Below are 23,744 nucleotides of genomic sequence, written 5' to 3'. Positions count from 1 at the left end.
GGCGCAGTCAGCGGCCCGGCGAAGCCGGTTCCGCGACTGCCCACCAACAGGCGCGCTGCGCGCAGCCGTAGAAAAAACCCAGCGCCGATGGCTTTGGCCGGCGCAGCCAGGCCCGTTGGTGAAACACCGCGGAACCGGCTTCGCCGGGCCGCTGGTGTTGCCCCCGGCAGGGGGTGGGCGCCCGGACACGAAGTGCCGGGCAACCTGGGGGCGAGCCACATCTCAGAGGATGAATCGAGAAAGGTCTTCGTCGTGACTGAGTGCCTGGAGTCGCTGGTCGACGTAGGCGGCATCGATGCACACCGCCTGGCCATCCAGCTTGGCGGCATCGAAGCTCACTTCGTCCAGCAGCCGCTCCATCACGGTCGACAGGCGGCGCGCGCCGATGTTCTCGGTGCGCTCGTTGACGTCGAAGGCGATGCTCGCGAGCCGGGTGACGCCGTCCGGAGTGAATTCGAGCGTGACGCCCTCGGTCGCGAGCAAGGCCTGGTACTGCTTGACCAGCGATGCCTGGGTCTGCGTCAGGATACTCTCGAAGTCCGCCACCGATAGCGACTGCAGCTCGACCCGGATCGGGAAGCGCCCCTGCAGTTCCGGGATCAGGTCGCTCGGCTTGCTCAGGTGGAAAGCGCCGCTGGCAATGAACAGGATGTGGTCGGTGCGCACCACGCCGTACTTGGTGCTGACGGCCGTGCCCTCGACCAGCGGCAGCAGGTCGCGCTGGACGCCCTGACGCGAGACGTCGGCGCCCTGCGAATCGCTGCGGCTCGCGACCTTGTCGATCTCATCGATGAAGACGATGCCGTTCTGCTCGGCGTTGTGGATCGCCTGGGTGCGGATCTCGTCCTCGTTGACCAGCTTGGCGGCCTCCTCGTCGATCAGGAGCCGCATCGCCTCGGCGATCTTGAGCTTGCGGGTCTTGCGCTTGGCCTGGCCCAGCTGGCCGAACATGCCGCGCAGCTGTTCGGTCATCTCCTCCATGCCGGCCGGACCCATGATCTCGAGCGGCGTGCGCGCTTCGGCCAGGTCGATCTCGATCTCCTTGTCGTCCAGCTCGTGCTGGCGCAGCTTCTTGCGGAAGGCCTGGCGGGTCGCGTTGCCGGCATCGGCGCTCGCGCCCTCGGCACCGCGGGCCGGCGGCAGCAGCACGTCGAGGATGCGCTCCTCGGCGCCGTCCTCGGCCCGCATCCGGACCTTGGCGCTCTCGGCGACGCGGGTCTGCTTGATCGCGATCTCGGCCAGGTCGCGGATGATCGAATCGACATCCTTGCCGACATAGCCGACCTCGGTGAACTTGGTGGCTTCCACCTTGATGAAGGGCGCGTCGGCCAGCCGCGCCAGCCGGCGGGCGATCTCGGTCTTGCCGACCCCGGTGGGGCCGATCATGAGGATGTTCTTGGGCGTGATCTCGGCGCGCAGCGTCTCCTCGACCTGCTGGCGGCGCCAGCGGTTGCGCAGCGCGATCGCGACCGCGCGCTTGGCCTGGGGCTGCCCGACGATGTGGTGGTCGAGCTCGGAGACGATTTCCTGGGGGGTCATGGACATGGAGTGGCTCGCGGTTCTCAGAGGGTCTCGACCGTGTGGTGCATGTTGGTGTAGATGCAGAGCTCGCCGGCGATCTCGAGCGACTTCTTGACGATCTGCTCGGCCGGCAGCTCGGAGTTGTCGAGCAGCGCCTTGGCGGCGGCCTGCGCGTAGGCACCGCCGGAGCCGATCGCGATGATGCCGTTCTCGGGCTCCAGCACGTCGCCGTTGCCGGTGATGATCAGCGAAGTGGTGGCGTCGGCCACCGCCAGCATGGCCTCGAGGCGGCGCAGCACGCGGTCGGTGCGCCATTCCTTGGTCAGGTCGATCGCGGCCCGCGCCAGGTGGCCCTGGTGCTTCTCGAGCTTGGCCTCGAAGCGCTCGAACAGGGTGAAGGCATCGGCGGTCGCGCCCGCGAAGCCGGCCAGCACCTTGCCGTGGTAGAGCCGGCGGACCTTGCGCGCAGTGCCCTTGATGACGATGTTGCCCAGCGTGACCTGGCCGTCGCCGCCGATGGCGACCTGGTCGGCGCCGCCGGCGATCTTGCGGCGGACGCTGATGATGGTGGTTCCGTGAAATTGTTCCATCGAAGCAATCTCAGGGCAAAGGCCCGGATCTCAACCCCCGGCGGGCGCCGCGGCTAGTCTTTTCTGATGGCGACCGAGGCGTGGTCGGCGATGCCGATGACGTCGAAGAAGGCCGCGACCAGGCGGTGGGCATCGACGAACTGGACCTTCTGGCCGCGGCCATGATGGTCGGTGACCCAGTTGAGCAAGGTTCCGGCGGCGGCGAAGTCGATCCGGACCAGCGCCGCGCAGGACACCGTCGGACTTGCCGAATCGCCCAGCTCGGTGTCGAGCCGCTGCCAGGTCGACAGCGATTCGCCGACCAGCTCCCCGACCAGCATGCTGCTGCCGATGTCCGCGGTGGCCGGCGCGGCGGCGGGCTGGCCGGCCGCGGAGGCGATCGAGAAAGCGCCCGCGGCCGGCCTGGCCGCCGGGACCCCGTCGAGGGACACGTAGTCGCCCTTGGGATCCTCCCAGGGCGGAGGCGACACTTCGTAGGTGATGCAGTAGTTGAGCGCCAGCAGCTCGAACTCGTCCGCCCGGTGCATCACGCGCAACGCGGCCATGTGCAGCTGCCACCAGACCGCGTCCACGCCGCGGTCGTTGGCCGGCGTGGCCTCGGCCAGCGCGAGCAGCAGGCGATCGCTGCCGCGAAAACGCAGTTGCACGGTCGAATCGGCCCAATGGGTGAACAGGGCCCGCAGCGGCCCGGCGGCATCAGGCTCGATGGCGTCAAGCAGGCTCCAGTCGAGCCGCCAGGACGGGCCCGCGGCGCCGAGCGCACGCGTCAGGCCCAGCAGACCCTCGCGAGAGAGCCGCGGCGGGCTCGCCCAGTCGGCGTCACCGGCCGGCACCGGCCCTGTCGGGGTTTGCGTCGTGATCGAGGCCCGAAGGGTGTTGGCCAGGGTGCGGAAAGAGATCCAATCGGGCGCCGGCTGCTTCAGGCGCTGCGCATAACGGGTGCTGGCGGCCACGAACTTCTCGGCATCGCCGATGGCGCGATAGAGATCGAACAACGTCCGCCAGGTGTCGTCATGCTCGCCGGACGGGCTGTCGGGCGCGAGCGCCTGCAGCAGGATGGCCTCGGCGCCCGCGTCGTCGCCGTGGGCGTAGCGGATCGCGGCCTCCTCGATGCTGCCGTCGTGGGCCGGCAGCTGCACCTGCAGCCCCTGGACGCCGCCCTGCGGCACGCCGGGCACGGTGTCGGCATAGGCGCGCGCGTGCTGCTCGGCCATGGGCGCGCCATCGGCGGCCGCGCCCTCGCTGTCCGGCGCGCCGCGGGGGCTGCGGCCCTTCCACCATTGCTGAGACATCTGCTCTTCGATCTCATCGATCTTCTTGAGCGTGAGCGCCCTGCCCTCCGTCTTGCCGGAGGTGCTGCTGACATTGAAGGAGGACGGCGTGGCGGCGGGGTCGCGCTCGCCGGCCGCTTCGCGCTGGCGCAGTTTGCGCAGCATGTCGAACTCGCGGCGGCGCACGAAATCGTTGCGCTGCCGCCGCTCGATCATCTCCTTGAGCATCTCGCGGCTGTAGCCGTTTTCGAGCGTCGATGACTCGTCGGCATCGAGCTCGGACCAATCCTTCAAGGGATTGCGAACGAACTTCGCCACCTTGGACAGCAAGCGACCGGAATCTTCCTTGGCCATGCGCAGCGTCTCCGTCCGGCTCCCCGAGCGATCAGTCGCCGAACATCTTCTGCTTGAGCTCGCGGCGCTGCTGCGCTTCGAGCGACAGGGTGGCCGTCGGTCGGGCCAGCAGGCGGCCGACGCCGATCGGCTCGCCGGTCTCGTCGCAGTAGCCGTAGTCGCCGGCATCGATGCGCTGGATCGATTGCTCGATCTTCTTCAGGAGCTTGCGTTCGCGATCCCGCGTGCGCAGCTCGAGCGCATGCTCTTCCTCGATGGTGGCGCGATCGGCCGGGTCGGGCACGACCACCGTGTCCTCGCGCAGGTGCTCGGTCGTCTCGCCGGCATTCTCGAGGATGCCGCGCTTGAGTTCCTGCAGCTTCAGGCGGAAGAAGGCCATCTGCTTGTCGTTCATGTACTCGGTGTCCGGCATCGCGATCACTTCGGCGTCGGTGAGTTCCTCGGCGGACTTGGTCTTCCAGTTGTTGACCAGCTTCGGATCCTTCTTGACCGCGATCGGCGGCGGCGGCACCAGCGCGTTCGAGGTGATCTGCACGAAGCTCGATTTGGCTGCGGTGGACGCCACCGATTGCGGCATGGAGGGGACCGTCAGCTGCGACAGCCGCGACACGCGGCCCCCGCGTGCGGGCGCGGGTGCGGCGGTCGTTGCGGGCGTCGCCGGGGCGGAAGTGGAGGAGGCGGCAGCCGTTTTTTTCATGGGAGTCGATGGTGCAGGTGGCGCGGCACGGGGGCCGGCCGGTTTGGATGAGGGGGCGCTCGCGGTGGCGGCAGAGGTCTTGCTCTTGGCAGGGGCCTTTGGCGGCGCGGCGGGCTTGGCGGAAACCTTCTTCGCCGCGGGTACAGCCTGCTTCGCAGCCGCCGTCGTCTTGACGGCCGGCTTCGGCGCGGGCTTGGGCTTTGCGGCGGGTTTCTTCACGGTGACTGGCTCCTTCGATGAACTCGAACGCGCATTCAAATCATGGGTGCTCGCCGATGGCGAACCCCGGGGTTATACCCCCGAATTCAGCCTGGAAACGCGCCCGGCCCTATGCCGGAAGTCACACTTGGTCAAAGAAGGTCAATCGCAGCCTCCGGAACAGGCGCGCGATTGTATAGAGAGATCGGTGCCGGAACGCCCCAGCCGCCAAAACCGGCGCCCGGCAAAGCCAGGGATACCGCGGAACCGGCTTTGCCGGGCCGCTGGTATCGCCCCCCGGAAGGGGGGAGGCGCCGCAGGCGCTTCGGGGGGTCAGCCTATACCAGACACTGGTCCAGGCCCTGCTCCAGGATCTCGCGCGGCAGGTCGATGCCGATGAACACCATGCGGCTGGTGCGCTTTTCGTCGGCGCTCCAGGCCGGGCCGAGGTCGCTGCCCATGAGCTGGTGCACGCCCTGGAAGATCACCTTGCGCTCGGTGCCCTGCATGTGCAGCACGCCCTTGTAGCGCAGCATCCGCGGACCGTAGATGTTGACGATCGCGCCGAGGAAGTCCTCGAGCCGGGCCGGATCGAAGGCCCGGTCCGAGCGGTAGACGAAACTCTTGACATCGTCGTCGTGGTGATGGTGGTGGCCATGGCCTTCGCCCGCATGCGAGGGGTGGTCGCATTCCTCGCCATGCGCGTGGTCATGGTGGTCGTGGGCCTCTTCCTCCTTCAGGAAGTCGGGGTCGATGTCCAGCTTGGCATTGAGGTTGAAGCCGCGCAGGTCGAACACGTCCTTGAGCGGCACCTCGCCGAAATGGACCTTCTGCTGCGGCGCGCGCGGGTTCATGTGCTTCAGGCGGTGGATCAGCGCATCGGTTTCCTCGGCGGCGACCAGGTCGCTCTTGCTGATGAAGATCTGGTCGGCGAAGCCGACCTGGCGGCGCGCTTCCTGGCGGTCATTGAGCTGCTGGGGCGCATGCTTGGCATCGACCAGGGTCAGGATCGAGTCCAGCAGGTAGCTCTCGGCGATCTCGTCGTCCATGAAGAAGGTCTGGGCCACCGGGCCCGGATCGGCCAGGCCGGTGGTCTCGATCACCACGCGGTCGAAGTCGAGCAGCCCCTTGCGCTTCTTGGCCGCCAGCAGCTGCAAGGCCTCGCGCAGGTCCTCGCGGATCGTGCAGCAGATGCAGCCGTTGCTCATCTGGACGATCTGCTCCTTGGACTCGGTGACCAGGATGTCGTTGTCGATGTTCTCCTCGCCGAACTCGTTCTCGATCACCGCGATCTTCTGGCCGTGCGCCTCGCTCAGGATGCGCTTGAGCAAGGTCGTCTTGCCTGAGCCGAGGAAGCCGGTGAGGATGGTGGCGGGAATAAGGGCCATTGAGGGTGCTCCGGGGAAACGAGGGGGGGTCGGGGAAGGCGGAAAGTTTAGCGAGCGGCGCCCGGCCGCGCTGCGGCAGGGGCAAAGCCTACTTGCGCACCACCACCAGCCCCTTCAAGTACTCGCCCTCGGGAAACTCGATCGTCATCGGATGGTCGGGCGCGGCGCCCAGGCGCGCGGTGATGTAGCCATCCACCCCGGCATCGATGCCGGCCGAGGCCACGATCTTGTGGAACAGGTCGGCCCCGATGCCGCCCGAACACGAGAAAGTCAGCAGATGCCCTCCGGGCGCCAGCAGCTTGAAGGCCTGCCGGTTGATGTCCTTGTAGGCGCGCGCGGCACGCTCGGCGTGGGCCACGGTCGGCGCGAACTTCGGCGGGTCGAGCACGATGGCGTCGAACTGGCGGCCCTCGTCGACGAAGCGGCGCAGGCTGGCGTTGACGTCGGCATCGAGGAACTCGGTACGGGCGCCCTCGAAGCCGTTCAGCGCCACATGGGCCCGGGCACGCTCCAGCGCCGGCAAGGAGGAATCGATCGAGATCAGTTCGGCCCCCTCGACCGCGCCCGCCGCCTTCAGGCCGGCCAGCGCGGCGACCGTGAAGCCGCCGGTGTAGCAGAAGCAGTTCAGTACCCGGCGGAAGCGGCGCTGCCCGGCCAGCTCGGCGAAGCGCTTGCGGCTGTCGCGCTGGTCGAGGTAGAAGCCGGTCTTGTGACCGGTGGCGATGTCCAGGCCCAGTCGCCAGTCGTGCTCGCGGATCTGGAGCTCGGTCGGGCCGCTGCCACGCAGCCAGCCGGTCACCGGCTTCAGGCCCTCGCGCTCGCGGCCGCTGGCGTCGGAGCGTTCATACAGCTTGCCGAGGCCGGTGGCGGCGAGCAGCGCGTCGGCGAGCGGCGCCTTCCAGCGCTCGACGCCGGCCGAGAGGAACTGCGCCACCAGCGTGTCGCCGTAGCGGTCGACGATCAGTCCGGGCAGGCCGTCGGCCTCGCCGTGGACCAGCCGCATGCCGTCGCTCTGCAGGTCGAACAGCTCGCGCGCCCGGACCGCTTGCGCGACCCGCGCCGCCAGGAAAGCCGCATCGATGCGCTGCGTCTCGTCGAAGCTCCAGGCCCGGGCGCGGATCTTCGAATGCGGGCTGTAGGCGGCCCAGGCCAGGAAGCGGCCGTCGTCCGACTCGATGCGGACCGTTTCGCCGGCATCGCCGCCGCCTTTCGCGATCGCGGACTCGAATACCCAGGGGTGTCGGCGCAGCAGCGAACGCTCTTTGCCGGGCCGCAGACGGAGAACTTTCATGGATTCCTACCCTTGTTCTTTTGCAATGATTCGCCGATCGGCGGCGGGCCCTCGTCGCGGGCCTGGGCCCGCGGATGCGCGGCGTCGTAGGCGCGGGCCAGATGCTGGAAATCGAGCCGCGTATAGACCTGGGTGGTCGAGATGTTGGCGTGGCCCAGCAGTTCCTGCACCGCGCGCAGGTCGCTGCTGGACTGCAGCAGATGGCTGGCGAACGAATGGCGCAGCATGTGCGGGTGCACCGGCGCCGGCAGGCCCGCCTTGAGGCTGCGCTGGCGCAGCTGCTTCCACACCGATTGAGCGGAGAAGCGGGTGCCATTGCGGCCGATGAAGAGCGCCGCGGCGCTCCCGGGGTCGCGCAGCCGCGCGGCCCCGAGCGCCGCGCAGCCGTCGCGCACCGCCAGCCAGGCCTGCAGGGCCTCGATCGCCTTGCTGCCCACCGGCACGAGGCGGCGCTTGCTGCCCTTTCCCAGCACATTGGCTTCGGCGGCGTCGAGGTCGATCCAGCCGCGCGCCGTGCCGCTTGCGCGCACATCCAGGCCGGTCAGTTCGCCGACACGCAGGCCGCAGCCGTAGAGCAATTCGACGATCGCGCGATCGCGCGCCTCGCCCCAGGGGTCGGCCTCGGCGTCGCGCAGCTCGGCCAGCCGCACCGCATCGTCGACCGCGAGCGCCTTCGGCAGCGGCCGGGCGGCCTTGGGCGCATGGACGTCCTGCACCGGGTTCGATCCGACCAACCCCTCGTGGCCAAGCCAGCGGTAGAAGCTGCGCCAGCACGAGAGCACCAGCGCGATGCCGCGCGGCTCGCGCCCGGCGCCGTGCAGCTGGGCCATCCAGCGCCGCACATGCGCCGTCTGCACCTGGTCCAGCGCCAGGCCGGCCACGGCGGCGTTCTGCGCCAGCACCGCCAGGTGGAGGGCATAGAGCTCGACCGTGCGCGCCGCCAGCCGGCGCTCCACCCGCACATGCTCCAGATACTTTTCGATCCAACCCGAGTTCAAGATCCGGCTCCTGCCAGAAATCCGGAAACCGGCGCCTTCCGGCCGGCGCAGCCAGGCCCCTTCGTGAAACACCGCGGAACCGGCTTCGCCGGGCCGCTGGTGTTGCCCCCGGAAGGGGGTGGGCGGCTACACGAAGTGAGCCAACCTGGGGGTGAGCTAGAAGTACCCATTCACTGCATTGTTGACGATGGCCAGCGGCTCGCGCAACGCGCCCTTGAAGGCCATGCTCCAGCGCTGCCAGCAGCTGGTCGGCGCGGCGGCGAACTGGACATCGAACAGGCGGTCGAATCCGGAGGCGCGCGCCAGCCGCTCGGCCCGCCACAGGTGGTAGGGCTCGGTCACGATGATCACGCTGCGCACGCCCGCGGCCTGCAGCACGGCGCGCGACATCGACAGGTTTTCGCGGGTCGACTGCGACACCGGCTCCAGCAGCAGCCGTCCGGGGTAGCCTGCATTGCGCGCATGCTGCGCCATCACCTCGGCCTCGATGCGGCCGTCCTCGCTGTCGACGCCGCCGGAGAACACCAGCTGGCGGACCGTGCCGGCCTTCGCCAGCGCGATGCCGGCGTCGACCCGTCCGGTCAGGCAGGGGTTCGGCTTGCCGTCCTTGTAAGCCCGGTTGCCCAGGATCAGCGCCGCATCGGCCGGGCGCTGAGGTGGCTCTGCGAGGCGCGCGAGCGCATGCCGCCAGACTATCGCGTGGATCGACACATAGCCCAGCAGCAGAACCGCCACCGCGCCCAGCAGGCCGCGCCGCAGGCTCGGGCTCAAGGACGCAGGCGCGACAGCGCGCCCGAGGCCAGCTCGGCGATGCGCTCCAGGAAGTCGGTGCCCATCTCGGCGTTGTAGCGCTGGGCATCAGGCGAGGCCAGCACCAGCAGGCCGAAAGCCGGCGCCTCGGGCTCGGGCCGCAGCGGGATCAGCGCGATCGAGACCGCCGCCTGCGGCTCGGCGAGCCAACCGGCGGCCTCGAAGCCGGAGTTCAGGCCGCAGTAGGGCGCGGTCAGCGAGGTGGCGAGCGCCTTGACGTCGTCGCTGACCCATTGGGCGTAGGCCTCGTCCTGGTAGGCACTGTCGAAGTCCCAGATCTTGATCGCGGTCTGCGGCACCATGAACAGGGCCTGCAGCTGAGCGGCGATCTGCGCCGGCAGCGCGCGCGGGTCGCGGGTGGTCAGCAGGCCGCGGGTCCAGCGCTGCAGACGGTCGGCCGTGACCGCGTTCTCGGTACCGTGGCGCACCATGTCCATCACGCGGTGCTCCAGCGCCTTGATCTTCTCGCGCAGCATCTCGGCCTGGCGCTCCTGCAGGCTCACGGCCCGATTGCCGTGCGGGCTGGTGAGCTGCACCTGGCCAAGCAGCTGGGCATGGCGCTCGAAGAAGTCGGGCGTGTTCGACAGGTAGTTGGCGATATCGTCTTCGGTGATCGGGTTCATGGCGTTGGAGTTGAAATTGTTCATGACGGGTCCGGCACCTCGATGCTGCCTTCGAACACGGTAACCGCGGGGCCGGTCATCAGCACCGGTGCGCCGTCGCCGGCCCATTCGATGGTGAGCAGTCCGCCCCGGGTCTGGACGTCGACCTGGCGCTCGAGCAGGCCGAGCCGGATGCCCGCGACCACCGCCGCGCAGGCGCCGGTGCCGCAGGCGAGGGTCTCGCCGGCGCCGCGCTCGAAGACGCGCAGGCGCACGTGGGCGCGGTCGACCACCTGCATGAAGCCGGCGTTGACGCGCTGCGGAAAGCGCGGATGGTGCTCGATCAGCGGGCCCTGGGTGGCGACCGGTGCGCTGTCGACGTCGGCGACGATCTGCACCGCGTGCGGATTGCCCATCGACAGCACGGCCACCGCCACGATGGCGCTGCCGGCATGGGTGTCGAGCGCCAGGTGCCAGGTGTGCCAGCCGCCTTCGGGCTGCGGATCGAGGCCCGCGGTGTCGAAGGGCACCCGGGCCGGCTCGAAGACCGGGGCCCCCATGTCGACCGTCACGCGGCCGTCGGCGCCCATGCGCGGCTCGATCACGCCGGCGAGCGTCTGCACGCGCACCACATCCTTGGCCGTGAGGCTGTGCTCGCGCACGAAGCGCATGAAGCAGCGCGCACCGTTGCCGCACTGCTCGACCTCGCCGCCGTCGGCGTTGTGGATCACGTACTGGAAATCGATGCCCTCGGCCGGCGAGGGCCGCACCGAGAGGATCTGGTCGGCGCCGACGCCGAAGTGGCGGTCGGCCAGGAAGCGGTATTGCGCTCCGCGGAGGCCGAGCGGGCCGCGGGTTTCGTCCAGCACGACGAAGTCGTTGCCGGCACCCTGCATCTTGGTGAAGCGGATTCGCATCGGGGGATTATCTGCTGCCCCATCTGGATTATCTTCAGGCCATGGCTTCCGACGCTTCCTCTTCCGACGCACTGCCCCCGGTGCCGTTGCAATTCATTGCCAGCCCGCGCAACGCCGCGGCGCTGGCCCGGCTCGCGGCCCAGGCCCGCGACGATCTCGAACGCATCAACCTGCCGCCGCCCGCCTGGGTGCTGCCGGCCGAATCGGCGACCGCCGAAGCGCCGGTGCTCGACGTGCTGATCGCCGGTGCCGGCATGTGCGGCCAGACGGCGGCCTATGCCTTGCGCCGCGAAGGCGTCACCAACATCCGCGTCGTCGATCAGGCCGCGCGCGGCGAAGAGGGGCCCTGGGGCACCTACGCACGCATGCTGACGCTGCGCAGCCCCAAGCACGTGGGCGGGCCCGAACTCGGCGTGCCTTCGCTGAGCTTTCGCGCCTGGTACGAGGCACAGCACGGCGCCGACGATGCCTCCGCGGACGGCGCCACGCCGGGCTGGCAGGCGCTGCACAAGATCGGCCGGGTCGACTGGCGCGACTACCTGCTGTGGGTGCGCGACACGGTCGGCCTGCCGGTGGAAAACCGCGTCGCGCTGCGCTCGGTGTCTCAGGCCGAAGACGGCCGCCTGCTGGCGATCGAGCTCGAACACCCGCAGGGACGGCGCGAGACGGTGCGCACGCGCCAGCTCGTGCTCGCGCTCGGCCGCGACGGCAGCGGCGCACCGCGCTGGCCCGCCTTCCCGTCGCTGCGCCGCGACGATCCGCAGGCGGCTGCCCGCGTGTTCCATTCCGCCGACGCGATCGATTTCGCGGCCTGGGAGGGGCAGCGCATCGCCGTGCTGGGCGCCGGCGCCTCGGCCTTCGACAACGCGGCCTGCGCGCTGGAAGCCGGGGCCGCGGGCGTCACCCTGTTCGCGCGCCGCACCGAGCTGCCGCAGGTCAACAAGAGCAAGGCGGCCTCGAGCCACGGCTTCCTGCGCGGCTTCGAAGGGCTCGACGACGCCCGCAAGTGGCGGGTCTACACCTACATCTTCGACGAGCAGGTGCCGCCGCCCTGGGAAACCGTCCGCCGCTGCGACGCCCACGACGCCTTCGAGCTGCGTCTGGGCTCGCCCTGGGAGGACGTGGCAGCCGACGCCGATGGCGTGACGGTCACCCTGCCGGACGGCGGCAGCGAGCGCTTCGACGCGGTGATCTTCGGCACCGGTTTCGACGTCGACCTGATCGACCGGCCCGAGATCGCAGGCTTCACCGCGCAGATCGACACCTGGGCCCGCCACGTCTCGGCGACGGAGGCACAGCACCATCCCGAACCGGCGCGCTTTCCTTACCTGGGACCGGGCTTCGAGCTGCGCAGCGCCGAGCCGGCGGGTCCGAAGGCCCCGGCGCTGGCCCGCATGCGCCTCTTCAACTGGGGTGCGACCATGAGCCATGGCGCGCTGGCCGGCGACATTCCCGGCCTCGCGATCGGCGCCACGCGGCTGGCCCAGGCGATCGCGCGCGACCTGTTCGTCGAGGACGCCGACCGCCACTGGGAACTGCTGCAGGCCCACGACGAGCCCGAGCTGGCCGCGACCCGCTGGTACGTGCCGCCCGGCGGCGCGGATTGAGTCAGAAGCGCCGGTTGTCGGTGAAGATCAACCTCGAACGCCTGGCGGCGGACGGGATCCGATCGGTCTACGGCGTCGGCCTTGCGTTCGAGGAAGCGGGCGCCTGAGCGCCGTCGGACCCGGCGAGCCGCTACCCCCCCGGCGCGTCGCCCTGCGTCTCGACCCACCTCTTCAGCAGAGGTCCGATGAGATCCACCGGCAGCGGAAACACGATGGTCGAATTCTTGTCGGCGGCGATCACCGTGAGGGTTTCCAGGTAGCGCAGCTGCAGCGCCTGCGGATGGCGGCCCAGGATCTCGGCCGCCTCGGCCAGCTTGGCCGAGGCCTGCAACTCGCCTTCGGCATGGATCACCTTGGCGCGCCGCTCGCGTTCGGCCTCGGCCTGCCGCGCAATCGCGCGCACCATGTTCTCGTTGAGGTCGACGTGCTTGATCTCGACGTTGGTCACCTTGATGCCCCAGAGGTCGGTCTGGGCCGCGAGGATCTTCTGGATGTCGAGGTTGAGGCGCTCGCGCTCGGACAGCAGATCGTCCAGCTCGTGCTTGCCCAGCACCGCGCGCAAGGTGGTCTGAGCCAGCTGGCTGGTGGCCTCGAGGTAGCGCTCGACCTGGATGATGGCCTTCTCGGGATCGATGACGCGGAAGTACAGCACCGCGTTCACCTTGACCGACACGTTGTCGCGCGTGATCACGTCCTGGCTCGGGATGTCGAGCACCATCACGCGCAATCCCACGCGCACCATCTGCTGCACGCCCGGGATCAGGATCACCAGCCCCGGCCCCTTGACCTTCCAGAAGCGCCCCAGCTGGAACACCACGCCGCGCTCGTACTCGCGCAGGATGCGCAGCGAGGCCGCCGCGATCATCGCCAGCAGCAGGATGAGGAGCGCCACCAGGACGACACTGAAGTTGAAGAACATGGTTCAAGCCCTTGCCGGGCCCTCCGGGTTGTCTTCGGCCACCTGCAGGGCCAGCCCCTGCACGCGGGTCACGCGGATGCGCCGCCCCGGACGCAGGCCGTCCGCGCCGCTCACCTTCCAGTAGTCGCCCTGGATCTGGGCCCAGCCTTCGCCGTTGGCGAACTCGACCAGTTCGCCGGTGGCGCCCACCAGCGTCGCGACGCCGACCACCTGCGGCCGCCGCCGGCTCTTCGCGGCGATGCCGGCCACCACGAGGATGAAGACCGCCGAGGCCGCGGCCAGCACGGCGATCAGCCACAGCGGCACGCCGAAGCCCGGGGCGTCGTTGTCGATCAGCAGCACGGCGCCGATCGAGAAGGCCGCGATGCCGCCAATCCCCAGCACACCGAAGGTCGGCAGGAAGGCCTCGGCGATCAGGAAGGCCACGCCGAGGAAGATCAGCCCCAGGCCGGCATAGTTGACCGGCAGCATCTGCAGCCCGTACAGCGCCAGCAACAGGCAGATCGCGCCCACCACGCCGGGCAGCACGAAGCCCGGATTGGAGAACTCGAACAGCAGGCCGTAGATGCCCACCATCAGCAACACCAGCGCAAGGCTGGGCTCGGTGACCACCGACAGCAGGCGGCTGCGCCAGTCGGCGTCGAACACCAGCACCTGGGCGTGCCGCGTCTCCAGCCGCACATCGCCCAGCGGGGTGCGCACCTCGCGGCCGTCGACCTGCCGCAGCAGGTCGGCGACGTCGAGCGCGATCAGCGTGATGACGTTCTTCTCCAGCGCCTCCGAAGCCGACAGGCTGACGGATTCGCGCACCGCCTGCTCGCCCCAGTCGGCGTTGCGCCCGCGCAGCTGCGCCAGGCTGCGGATGTAGGCCGAGGCGTCGGCCAGGCGCTTGGCCGCCATGGCATCCGGCGCCGCCCCGGCGCCCTGGCCGTCAGGCTTGGCCGTCGGGGCCGTCGGTGTCGGCATGCCGATCTCGACCGGCGTCGCGGCACCGAGGTTGGTGGCGGGCGCCATGGCCGCGATCTGGCTGGCATAGAGGATGTAGGTGCCTGCGCTGGCGGCGCGGGCTCCGTCCGGCGCCACGAAGGTCGCCACCGGAACCGGGGAAGCGAGGATGTCCTTGATGATGCGGCGCATCGAGCTGTCGAGACCGCCGGGGGTGTCGAGCAGGATCACCGCGAGCCGGGCATGCTCGTGGTCGGCCAGCCTGAGTCCGCGGTGCAGGTAGTCGACGGCGGCGGGGCCGATCGCGCCGTCGACCTCCATCAGGACGACCGTGCCGGCTTGCCCGGCGGAAGAGGCGTCGGCCGAGGCGGCGGTGGCAGGCACGGCTTGGGCATGGGCCGCTCCCACCGCGCAGGCAAGGAGGACCAGTCCCACCAACCATGTTCTGGCGTACGCCATTGCTCATTCTAGGGATCGGGCCGAGCGCTGTCACATCGCGGGCATTCAGGAAACCAGGAGACAACCGGGGCGGCCAAACACCATGGACGCGAGTTGTCTATGCGGCTGCGTGTTGACACCCGCGCGCCGCGGAGATCGAATTCAGCCGGGGCGAACTGGCGGACTACTCACAAGGCGAGGGCTGGGAAGCAACGATCTAGGAGCACTCATCATGCGAAAGAGAGCATTGGCGGCAGCCGCGTGCCTCGTCTTCCTGAGCTTTCCGGCATGGCCTGCGGGCGGCGGAGGCGGCGGAGGCGGCGGAGGCGGCGGAGGCGGCGGAGGCGGCGGAGGCGGCGGGGGCGGCGGTACCGAAGTGAAGAACGTCGACCCGAACTACCGCGCCGGAGAAGCCGCCATCAAGGCGGAGCAGTGGACCGACGCCGTCGGGCGGCTGACCCTGGTGATCCAGACCGATCCGAACAACGCGGACGCCTGGAACCTGCTGGGTTTCGCCTACCGGCACATGGGCGACATGGACAACTCCTTCAAGCACTACGAAAGAGCCCTGCAGATCAATCCCCGCCATCGGGACGCCCACGAATACATGGGCGAAGCCTATCTCCAGGTGGGACGTCTCGAAGATGCCGAAGTGCATCTGAAGGCGCTCAACAAGCTCTGCTGGCTGCCTTGCGAGCAGTACACGGAGCTGAAGGAGAAGATCGAGACCTACAAGCGAAACAAGACTTAGCTCGCCCCTGTCATTGGGCTCGCCCCCAGGTTGCCCGGCACTTCGTGTCCGGGCGCCCACCCCCTACCGGGGGCAACACCAGCGGCCCGGCGAAGCCGGTTCCGCGGTGTTCCACCAACGGGCCTGGCTGCGCCGGCCAAGGCAATCGGCGCTGGGGTTTTCTACGGCTGCGCGCAGCGCGCCTGTTCGTGGGCAGTCGCGGAACCGGCTTCGCCGGGCCGCTGACTGCGCCCCCGGTAGGGGGTGGGCGGCTACACGAAGTGAGCCAACCTGGGGGCGAGCTCAATCTATCTGGATGTTCGCCGCCCTGGCGACCTCGGCCCACTTCACGCGGTTGGCGTGGACGGTCTGCTTGAACTGCGCCGGCGACTCGATGCGCACCGTGTTGCCCTGGCTTTCGAAGCGTTCGCGCAATTCGGGCTGCTCGAGCACCGACGCGATGGCGGCGTTGAGCTTTTCGACGACGCGCGGGTCGGTGCCCTTGGGCGCGAAGATGCCGAACCAGATCGAGCTGTCGAAGCCCTGGGCGCCCGGGATCCCGCTCGAGGCGATGGTCGGCACCTCCTTGATGGCGGCCACCGGCTTGGCGGTGGTGACGGCCAGCAGCCGCACCTTGCCGGCCTTGTACTGCGGCAGCACGGTCTGCACTTGGTTCATGATGCAGCAGGTCTCGCCGCGCACCACCGACGTGATGGCCTCCGGCCCGCCCTTGTAGGGCACATGCACCATGTCCAGGCCCAGGCGCGAGTTGAACTCCGCGAACGCCATGTGGGTGCCGGCGCCGTTGCCGGTGGAGGCGTAGTTGTACTTGCCCGGATGGGCCTTCACGAGCTCGACGAATTCCTTCAGGGTCTTCACGTTGATCACGTCCGGGTTGATCGTGAGCACGTTCGAGACATCGAGCACCGGCGCCACCGGGATGAAGTCGGCCTCGACATCGAAGGGCAGCTTCTTGTAGAGCGCCGCATTGCTGCCGTGCGTGGCCGCGGTGCCGAAGGCCAGCGTATAGCCATCCGGCCGGGCGCGCGCCACGTATTCGCTCGCGATGTTGCCGGCGGCGCCGGACTTGTAGTCGATCACCACCGGCTGGCCGAGCTTCTGCTGCAGCGGCTCCTGGATCGCCCGCGCCACCACGTCGACGCCCGAGCCGGCCGGGAAGCCCATGATCATCGTGATCGGCTGGTGCGGCCAGTCCGGCTGGGCGGAAGCGACCGGCGCGAGGGCCCAGAGGGCGAGCGCCGACCACGCGGCAAGATGGCGCAGGGGGCCTGAAGAAGAGCTGGGCATGGCGATCTCTGGTGACGAAATGGGCAGGTCCGGATTGTGGCGCTTTGCTCATGGGGATTCGTGTAGAAGCTTATGCGCCGCCGCCTTTGCACGCGGGTTCGCCGATCTCCCGATAATCTCGACCCATGGTACGCCCCACCCAACTGCTCCACCCCCAACGCGAAGCGGCGCCCGTGCGCGCCGCCGCGACCGTGCTTCTGCTGCGCGACACGCCCGAAGGCATCGAAGTGCTGATGACCCGGCGCTCCGCCAGCGCCAGCTTCGCGCCCAGCGCCTACGTGTTCCCGGGCGGACGCATCGACGAAGGCGACGCCACCGCGCGCGCCATCGCAACGCGCCGCCCCACCCAGGGCGAGGCTCAGCTCACCCAGGCGATCGCCGCGATCCGCGAGAGCTTCGAGGAACTCGGCGTGCTGCTGGCCCACTTTCCGGACGGCCGCCCGGTGAGCGCCGAGGAAGTCGCCGCCATGGACCGCAGCACCGCCAGCACCACCGTCGCCTTCGCCGACCAGTGCGCGGCGCGCGGCCTGCTGCTGTCGACCGACAAGGTGTTCACCTTCGCGCACTGGATCACCGACCGCGACCTGCCCAAGCGCTTCGACGTGCCCTTCCTGGTCGCCCCCATGCCCGAAGGCCAGACGCCGACGGCCGACGAGACCGAGCAGTTCGAACCCTGCTGGGTCCGGCCGGCCGATGCGCTGGCGCGCCATGCGGCGGGCAGCTTCTTCATGATCTTCCCGACCGTGCGCACGCTCGAGCGGCTGGCCGCCTACCCGACGGTCGCCGCCGTGCTCGACGCCTGCGGCCACCGCGATGCGGGCGAAGGTCCGCTGTGGACCAGTTGTCCGCGCGCAGGCTGGCTGGCCGGACAGGAAGCCCGCTACATGGAAACCGAGTCGCCGTTCGGCGAGCTCGCTCTGGTCAGCCCCGACGGCCAGATCGTCCACGCGCTCGACTGGCAGAGCGAGCGCGCGGTGCCGCTGCTGAAGAACGTGCAGCGCCTGACCGCGCCCAACCCGAGCGCGATGACCGGCCCCGGCACCAACAGCTACATCGTGGGCGATGCGGCCACCGGCTACATCGTGATCGACCCGGGGCCGAACGACGTCGACCACATCGGCCGGCTGTGGCAAGCGACCGGCGGCGACATCCGTCTGATCGTCTGCACCCATTCGCACCCGGACCACTCGCCCGGCGCCCTGCCGCTGCAGCAGCTGTGCAAGAACCTGCCGCCGATCCTCGGCATGCCGTCGGCGCCGACCGCACGCGCCAGCGCCCGCTTCACGCCCGACCGGGTGCTGCAGGACGGCGAGCGCCTGGTGCTGGACGTTCACACGCTGCGCGTGATCCACACGCCCGGCCACGCGGCCAATCACCTGTGCCTGCTGCTCGAGGAAGACGGACTGCTGTTCTCGGGCGATCACATCCTGAACGGCAGCACCACCGTGGTCGATCCGCCGGACGGCAACATGAACGCCTACCTCGACTCGCTCGACAAGCTCGACGCCGCCTGTGCCGAAGGCGGCGTCGGCTTCATCCTGCCCGCGCACGGCTATGTGCTGGGCGACGCCCGCGCGGCCATCGCCCACCTGAAGGCGCACCGCCTGCGGCGCGAGGCCAAGATCGCCGCCGCGATGCGCCAGCGGCCCGAGGGCACGCCCGAGGAATGGCTGCCGCTGGCCTACGACGACGTCCCCGAACGCATGTGGCCGGTGGCCGCGCGTTCGCTGGCGGCACACGTCGAGCGCATACGCCAGACGACCCAGCCATGAAAGATGCGGACGAGGGCATCCGCCTGGCCAAGCGGGTGGCGGCGCTGGCAGGCTGTTCGCGGCGCGAGGCCGAACTCCTGATCGAGAACGGCGCGGTGCGCGTCGATGGCGAGCCGGCATTGTTGCCGCAGGCGCGCGTGCTGCCGCACCAGCAGGTCGAGATCGAGGCCGGCGCCCGGCCCGAACCGGTGGTGCCGGTCACGCTGCTGCTGCACAAGCCCGCCGGCACGCCGACCGACCACGCGCACCGGTTGCTGCTGGCCGCCAACCATCACGAGCCCGAGCGCGCCGGCCTGCGCTTCCTGCCGCGCCACGTGGCGGCGCAGCGCTGCATGACGCCGCTCGAGACCGGCGCCAGCGGCCTGGTGGTGTTCACGCAGGAGTGGCGCATCGAGCGCAAGCTGCAGGAGGACGCCGGCGTCCTCGAGCACGAGGTCATGGTCGACGTCGCCGGCCCGGTCGGCCCCGAGACGCTGGCGCGCTTCGAGCGCGGCCCGGCCCGCGTCAGCATCGGCCAGCAGGCCGAAGGCCACACCGGCCTGCGCTTCGCCCTCAAGGGCCCCCGCCCGGGCCAGATCGCCCACCTCTGCGACGACGCCGGCCTGCAGATCCTGGCCATGAAGCGCATCCGAATCGGCCGCGTGCCGCTGTCGGGCCTGCTGGCCGGCCAGTGGCGCTACCTGACGCCCAACGAACGCTTCTGACCCGTCGAGGCACGCTCCCTTCGTGGGGCCCGCCGCGCCGGGCCGCCTCCGGTCGGGGGTGGGCGGCTACACGAAGTGAGCCAACCTGGGGGCGAGCGAAAAAAGTGTGAAGCGCGCCTGTAAGCCGGATTCTGTGCACTGAAGCCTCTTGCGAGACCCCAGCGTGACCGCCATTACTCTGGGCCGTTTGTCGCCAAACGGCTCGATGCCACCTACCCGCCAGCTCTGCGGAACCACATCGACGCTGGCCTACTTGGTGTTGCTGCGCGCAGAGATTGCCCGTTTCACCCGACCGGGGTTGCCCCCGGCCGACTCGTCTCTGTTGCTCTGATCCTCACCTCGCGGTGGGGAGCCGTTAGCTCCTGCGCTGTCCTGTGCAGTCCGGACGTTCCTCCAGTGCGCTCTTTCGAGACTTGCACCAGCGGCGGTCCGGCGCGCTTCACCCGTCGATTATCGCCACAATGGCGCTCCCTTTTCGTTCAGCCGGGGCCAGCCCCAAGGAGACCGCATGAAAGCAGACACCATCCTCCAAACCATTGGCAACACGCCGCATGTGCGCATCCAGCGCCTCTTCGGCCACGCGACGCAGCAAGTCTGGATCAAGTCGGAGCGCGCCAACCCGGGCGGCTCGATCAAGGACCGCATCGCCCTGTCGATGGTCGAGGATGCCGAACGCTCGGGCGCGCTGAAGCCCGGCGGCACCATCGTCGAGCCCACCTCCGGCAACACCGGCATCGGCCTGGCGATGGTGGCGGCGGTCAAGGGCTACAAGCTGGTGCTGGTGATGCCCGACAGCATGTCGGTCGAGCGCCGCCGCCTGATGCTGGCCTACGGCGCCAGCTTCGACCTGACGCCGCGCGAGAAGGGCATGAAGGGCTCGATCGCACGGGCCGAGGAGATCGTCGCCGGCACGCCCGGCGCCTGGATGCCGCAGCAGTTCGACAATCCGGCCAACGTGGACGTGCACGTGCGCACCACGGCCGAGGAGATCGCGGCCGATTTCCCGGGCGGCATCGACGTGCTGATCACCGGCGTGGGCACCGGCGGCCACATCACCGGCTGCGCCCGCGTGCTCAAGAAGAAGTGGCCGAAGCTCAAGGTCTTCGCGGTCGAGCCGGTGGCCTCGCCGGTGATCTCCGGCGGCCCGCCCGCGCCGCACCCGATCCAGGGCATCGGCGCCGGCTTCATCCCGAAGAACCTCGACACCGACCTGCTCGACGGCGTGCTCCAGGTCGATGCCGAGCCGGCGCGCGAAATGGCGCGCCGCTGTGCGCGCGAGGAAGGCATGCTGGTCGGGATTTCGTCCGGCGCCACCCTGGCCGCGATCGCGCAGAAACTGCCCTCGCTGGCCGCCGACGCGGTGGTCCTGGGCTTCAACTACGACACCGGCGAGCGCTACCTGTCGGTCGACGGTTTCCTGCCCTCGTGAGACATTGCGGGACAGACCAAGAAACCGCGCAGCGGTTCTTGCTCCGCCCACAACTGACTGGAGGACTGGAGGCGCCGCGCCGCGGCCCGGGCGGCGTTGCGATAATCGGCGTCCCTGCTTGATAAACACAAGCCCACGACATGCTGAGAATCTCTGAAATCAAACTGCCGCTCGCCCACGACGACGCGGCGCTGCTCCAGGCCATCGCCGGGATCCTCGGCGTCCCCGCCGCGGCCCTGGCCGAGCACAAGGTCTTCAAGCGCAGCTTCGACGCCCGCAAGGTCGACCTGCTGCAGGTCTACATCGTCGACGTGGCGCTGTCCGACCCCGCGCTGGAGGCCAGCCTGCTGGCCAGGTTCGCGGAGAACCCGCGCATCGGACCGACGCCCGACATGGCGTGGCACGCCCCGGCGCAGGCGCCGGCCGAGCTGCCGCTGCGGCCCGTGGTGGTGGGCTTCGGCCCCTGCGGCATCTTCTGCGCGCTGCTGCTGGCCCAGATGGGCTTCAAGCCGATCGTGATCGAGCGCGGCAAGACCGTGCGCCAGCGCACCAGGGACACCTGGGGCCTGTGGCGCAAGAGCGTGCTGAACCCGGAGTCGAACGTGCAGTTCGGCGAAGGCGGCGCCGGCACCTTCTCCGACGGCAAGCTCTACAGCCAGATCAAGGACCCGCGCTTCCTCGGCCGCAAGGTCATGGAAGAGTTCGTCAAGGCCGGCGCGCCGCCCGAGATCCTCTACGTGGCGCACCCGCACATCGGCACCTTCAAGCTGGTGAAGGTGGTGGAGCACATGCGCGAGCAGATCACGGCGCTGGGCGGCGAGATCCGCTTCGAGCAGCGCGTGAGTGACGTGCTGATCGAGGACGGACCGGAAGGCAGACACCTGCGCGGCCTGGTCGTGCTCGACCAGCGCACCGGCCAGACCAGCGAGCTGCGCGCCGACCATGTCGTGATGGCGCTGGGCCACAGCTCGCGCGACAGCTTCGAGATGCTGCACGCGCGCGGCGTGCACATCGAGGCCAAGCCCTTCTCGATCGGCTTCCGGGTCGAGCATCCGCAAGGCCTGATCGACCGCGCGCGCTGGGGCCGCCATGCCGGCCACCCGCTCCTGGGCGCGGCCGACTACAAGCTGGTGCACCACGCGAGCAACGGCCGCTCGGTCTACAGCTTCTGCATGTGCCCGGGCGGCACCGTGGTGGCCGCGACCAGCGAACCGGGCCGGGTCGTGACCAACGGCATGAGCCAGTATTCGCGCAACGAGCGCAACGCCAATGCGGGCATCGTGGTGGGCATCGAACCCGGCGACTTCCCGGGCTGGGGCGAGGGCCGCGCCGGATCGCCGCTGGCCGGCATCGAGCTGCAGCGCACGCTGGAATCGAACGCCTTCGTGCTCGGCGGTGGCGACTACCGTGCGCCGGCCCAGCTGGTGGGCGACTTCATCGCCGGCCGGCCCTCCACGGCGCTCGGCAGCGTGCTGCCCTCGTACAAGCCGGGCGTGACGCCGGGCGACCTGCACGGCGCGCTGCCCGGCTACGCGATCGAGGCCATGCGCGAGGCCTTTCCGGCCTTCGGCCGCAAGATCAAGGGTTTCGACCTGCACGACGCGGTGCTGACCGGCGTCGAGACCCGCACCTCGTCGCCGATCCGGATCACGCGCGGCGAGGATTTCCAGAGCCTCAACGTGCGCGGCCTGTACCCGGCCGGCGAAGGCGCGAGCTATGCCGGCGGGATCCTGTCGGCGGGTGTGGACGGTATCAAGGTCGCGGAGGCCGTGGCCCGCGCCGTCGTGTCGCGGTAGAAGCACCAGTACACCGCGGAAAGCAGGAGCAGGAAGGGGACCCCTGTCCACAGCGTGGCCCTGAATTCGGCCGTGAACAGCGTCGTCGCCATGACGGCCAGCATCAGCGCCGCGCCGAGCAGGGTCAACCACGGGAAAGCCCACATCCGGAACGCCAGGCGCGGATTGCCGTCGCGCACCCAGCGGCGGCGGAAGAAGAAATGCGTGATGAAGATCATCATCCAGGTGAACAGCGCACCGAACATCGAGACCGCCATCATCAGCATGAACGACGCTTCCTTGTAGACCACGCTGAGCGCTCCCGCGACTGCGATGCCGATGCACGACAGGCCCAGCGCATTCACCGGCACGCCCTGCGCGTTGAGGGCGCCCAGCACCGGCGAGGCATAGCCGCCGCGCGACAGGCTGAACATCATCCGGGTCGTGATGTAGAGCTGGCTGTTCATGGCCGACAGGGCCGCGATCAGCACCACGAAATTGATGATGTGGGCGGCGCCCGGGATGCGCACCGCCTCCATGGCCTGCACGAAGGGGCTTTTGGCGCTGCCGGCCTCGGTCCATGGCACGATGGCCAGCATCAGCGTCAGGGTCAACAGGTAGAACACGACCAGCCGCACCATCGCGCCGCGGAAGGCGCTGGTGACGGCCTTCTCGGGCTCCCGGGCCTCGCCGGCGGCAACCGCGATCATCTCGATGCTGAGGTAGCTGAAGATCGCGACGATCACGGCCACCCAGGTGCCCCAGATCCCCTTGGGAAAGAAGCCGCCGTGGACCACGTAGTTCCGGAAGCCGATGTCGCCGCCGATCGGCGCGCCGTACACCACATAGGCCCCGACCAGGATGAAGGCCGCGATGGCGGCGATCTTGATCATGCAGAACCAGTATTCGACAAAGCCGAACACGTTCACGCTGAGTGCGTTCACGAACACCAGGCTGCCCGCGAAGGCCAGGATCCAGACCCAGGCCGGCGAGCTTGGAAACCAGTACTGCATGTAGATCGCCACCGCCGTGACCTCGGCACCGATGGCCAGCACGATCGAGGCCCAGTAGGCGTAGCGGACCAGGAAACCGGCCCACGGACTCACGTAGTAGTCGGCGAAGGCGCCGAAGGAGCCGGGCGTGGGATGGGCCACGGTCATCTCGGCCAGGCAGCCCATCAGCAGCAGCGCGATCACCGCCCCGATCGCGTAGCTGAGGATCACGCTGGGGCCAGCGAAGCCGATGGCGAATCCGCTGCCCATGAAAAGCCCGGTGCCGATGGCGCCACCGATGGCGATCATGGCCATCTGCGCGCCGGTCAAGGTGCGCCGCAGGCCTTCTTCTTGCGCGACGACGCGCTGGAAATGCTCGGTCGAATCCATGGGTTGTCTCTCTCCGTTCTTTCTCTGCCGCGCAACCCGAGGCGGGATGGCGTAGGTGCGACCCTAAGAGCTATCGCCGCGCCTGGATCAGGCAAACG

20 protein-coding genes and 1 other RNA gene are annotated in these 23,744 nt (G+C 69.3%); 6 read left to right on the top strand and 15 right to left on the bottom strand.

The window, feature by feature from the left end; genetic code table 11:
* Positions 1–222: 222 nt before the first annotated feature.
* The 10 genes from hslU to dapF all read right to left on the bottom strand — a co-directional run bounded on the left by hslU (position 223) and on the right by dapF (position 10,637).
* Positions 223–1,545 (bottom strand): ATP-dependent protease ATPase subunit HslU, encoded by a 1,323-nt coding sequence (gene hslU / locus AC1DYK_RS27210; RefSeq protein ID WP_478169130.1) that lies wholly within the window; start codon positions 1,543–1,545, stop codon positions 223–225.
* Between the two features lie 17 nt (positions 1,546–1,562).
* Positions 1,563–2,111 carry an ATP-dependent protease subunit HslV gene (gene hslV, locus AC1DYK_RS27205; protein WP_478169129.1) on the bottom strand — a complete coding sequence of 183 codons (549 nt, stop codon included), beginning with the start codon at positions 2,109–2,111 and terminating at the stop codon, positions 1,563–1,565.
* Positions 2,112–2,164: 53 nt separating this feature from the next.
* Complete coding sequence (locus AC1DYK_RS27200) at positions 2,165–3,736, bottom strand: STAS domain-containing protein (protein WP_478169128.1); 1,572 nt, start codon at positions 3,734–3,736, stop codon at positions 2,165–2,167.
* Positions 3,737–3,767: 31 nt separating this feature from the next.
* Entirely contained in the window at positions 3,768–4,652 is an 885-nt protein-coding gene (gene dksA / locus AC1DYK_RS27195; RefSeq protein ID WP_478169127.1) for an RNA polymerase-binding protein DksA, read from the bottom strand.
* Between the two features lie 317 nt (positions 4,653–4,969).
* Positions 4,970–6,019, bottom strand: a complete 1,050-nt coding sequence (locus AC1DYK_RS27190) for a CobW family GTP-binding protein (protein ID WP_478169126.1) — start codon at positions 6,017–6,019, stop codon at positions 4,970–4,972.
* Positions 6,020–6,107: 88 nt separating this feature from the next.
* Positions 6,108–7,310 carry a class I SAM-dependent rRNA methyltransferase gene (locus AC1DYK_RS27185; protein ID WP_478169125.1) on the bottom strand — a complete coding sequence of 401 codons (1,203 nt, stop codon included), beginning with the start codon at positions 7,308–7,310 and terminating at the stop codon, positions 6,108–6,110.
* Complete coding sequence (locus AC1DYK_RS27180) at positions 7,307–8,308, bottom strand: tyrosine recombinase XerC (protein ID WP_478169124.1); 1,002 nt, start codon at positions 8,306–8,308, stop codon at positions 7,307–7,309. Before AC1DYK_RS27180 ends, AC1DYK_RS27185 begins: the two co-directional genes overlap by 4 nt.
* A gap of 156 nt (positions 8,309–8,464) precedes the next feature.
* Entirely contained in the window at positions 8,465–9,079 is a 615-nt protein-coding gene (locus AC1DYK_RS27175) for a YdcF family protein (RefSeq protein ID WP_478169123.1), read from the bottom strand.
* Positions 9,076–9,765 carry a DUF484 family protein gene (locus tag AC1DYK_RS27170; RefSeq protein WP_442287169.1) on the bottom strand — a complete coding sequence of 230 codons (690 nt, stop codon included), beginning with the start codon at positions 9,763–9,765 and terminating at the stop codon, positions 9,076–9,078. The genes AC1DYK_RS27175 and AC1DYK_RS27170 overlap by 4 nt, the downstream gene beginning before the upstream one ends.
* Positions 9,762–10,637, bottom strand: coding sequence for a diaminopimelate epimerase (gene dapF, locus AC1DYK_RS27165; RefSeq protein ID WP_478169122.1), 876 nt, complete (start codon positions 10,635–10,637; stop codon positions 9,762–9,764). The genes AC1DYK_RS27170 and dapF overlap by 4 nt, the downstream gene beginning before the upstream one ends.
* Positions 10,638–10,678: 41 nt before the next feature.
* On the opposite strand from dapF, the gene AC1DYK_RS27160 reads away from it, so the two are divergent.
* The gene (locus AC1DYK_RS27160) at positions 10,679–12,244 is read left to right on the top strand and encodes an FAD-dependent oxidoreductase (RefSeq protein WP_478169121.1); all 1,566 of its coding nucleotides are present in this window, start codon (positions 10,679–10,681) and stop codon (positions 12,242–12,244) included.
* 130 nt (positions 12,245–12,374) lie between these two features.
* Here the strand turns inward: AC1DYK_RS27160 and AC1DYK_RS27155 are convergent, their stop codons facing one another.
* A complete protein-coding gene (locus AC1DYK_RS27155) occupies positions 12,375–13,109 on the bottom strand; it encodes a slipin family protein (protein WP_478169143.1) in 735 nt (244 codons plus the stop codon).
* A gap of 57 nt (positions 13,110–13,166) precedes the next feature.
* A complete protein-coding gene (locus AC1DYK_RS27150; RefSeq protein WP_478169120.1) occupies positions 13,167–14,543 on the bottom strand; it encodes an NfeD family protein in 1,377 nt (458 codons plus the stop codon).
* Between the two features lie 235 nt (positions 14,544–14,778).
* On the opposite strand from AC1DYK_RS27150, the gene AC1DYK_RS27145 reads away from it, so the two are divergent.
* Positions 14,779–15,297 (top strand): tetratricopeptide repeat protein, encoded by a 519-nt coding sequence (locus AC1DYK_RS27145; RefSeq protein ID WP_478169119.1) that lies wholly within the window; start codon positions 14,779–14,781, stop codon positions 15,295–15,297.
* A 282-nt stretch (positions 15,298–15,579) separates the two neighbouring features.
* Here AC1DYK_RS27145 and AC1DYK_RS27140 read toward each other — a convergent pair whose 3' ends face one another.
* Positions 15,580–16,584: a Bug family tripartite tricarboxylate transporter substrate binding protein gene (locus AC1DYK_RS27140; protein WP_478169118.1), complete on the bottom strand. Its 1,005-nt coding sequence runs from the start codon at positions 16,582–16,584 to the stop codon at positions 15,580–15,582.
* A gap of 125 nt (positions 16,585–16,709) precedes the next feature.
* Here AC1DYK_RS27140 and AC1DYK_RS27135 point away from each other — a divergent pair, with 125 nt between their 5' ends.
* Together AC1DYK_RS27135 and AC1DYK_RS27130 are read left to right on the top strand one after the other, a co-directional pair.
* A complete protein-coding gene (locus tag AC1DYK_RS27135; RefSeq protein WP_478169117.1) occupies positions 16,710–18,356 on the top strand; it encodes an MBL fold metallo-hydrolase in 1,647 nt (548 codons plus the stop codon).
* The gene (locus tag AC1DYK_RS27130; protein WP_478169116.1) at positions 18,353–19,060 is read left to right on the top strand and encodes an RNA pseudouridine synthase; all 708 of its coding nucleotides are present in this window, start codon (positions 18,353–18,355) and stop codon (positions 19,058–19,060) included. Before AC1DYK_RS27135 ends, AC1DYK_RS27130 begins: the two co-directional genes overlap by 4 nt.
* Before the next feature lie 104 nt (positions 19,061–19,164).
* Here the strand turns inward: AC1DYK_RS27130 and rnpB are convergent.
* Positions 19,165–19,501: RNase P RNA component class A (gene rnpB, locus AC1DYK_RS27125), an RNA gene on the bottom strand.
* Between the two features lie 67 nt (positions 19,502–19,568).
* Here rnpB and cysK point away from each other — a divergent pair.
* Positions 19,569–20,489, top strand: a complete 921-nt coding sequence (cysK, locus tag AC1DYK_RS27120) for a cysteine synthase A (RefSeq protein ID WP_478169115.1) — start codon at positions 19,569–19,571, stop codon at positions 20,487–20,489.
* Positions 20,490–20,629: 140 nt separating this feature from the next.
* Entirely contained in the window at positions 20,630–22,285 is a 1,656-nt protein-coding gene (locus AC1DYK_RS27115) for an NAD(P)/FAD-dependent oxidoreductase (protein ID WP_478169114.1), read from the top strand.
* Here AC1DYK_RS27115 and AC1DYK_RS27110 read toward each other — a convergent pair.
* Positions 22,204–23,646 carry an amino acid permease gene (locus AC1DYK_RS27110; RefSeq protein ID WP_478169113.1) on the bottom strand — a complete coding sequence of 481 codons (1,443 nt, stop codon included), beginning with the start codon at positions 23,644–23,646 and terminating at the stop codon, positions 22,204–22,206. The genes AC1DYK_RS27115 and AC1DYK_RS27110 overlap by 82 nt on opposite strands.
* Between the last annotated feature and the right edge of the window lie 98 nt (positions 23,647–23,744).

The sequence above is a fragment of the Variovorax sp. P2_H12 genome (assembly GCF_056403395.1).
The sequence above is the reverse complement of the archived record's forward strand: the minus strand, read 5'-3'. Positions and strand labels throughout refer to the sequence as shown.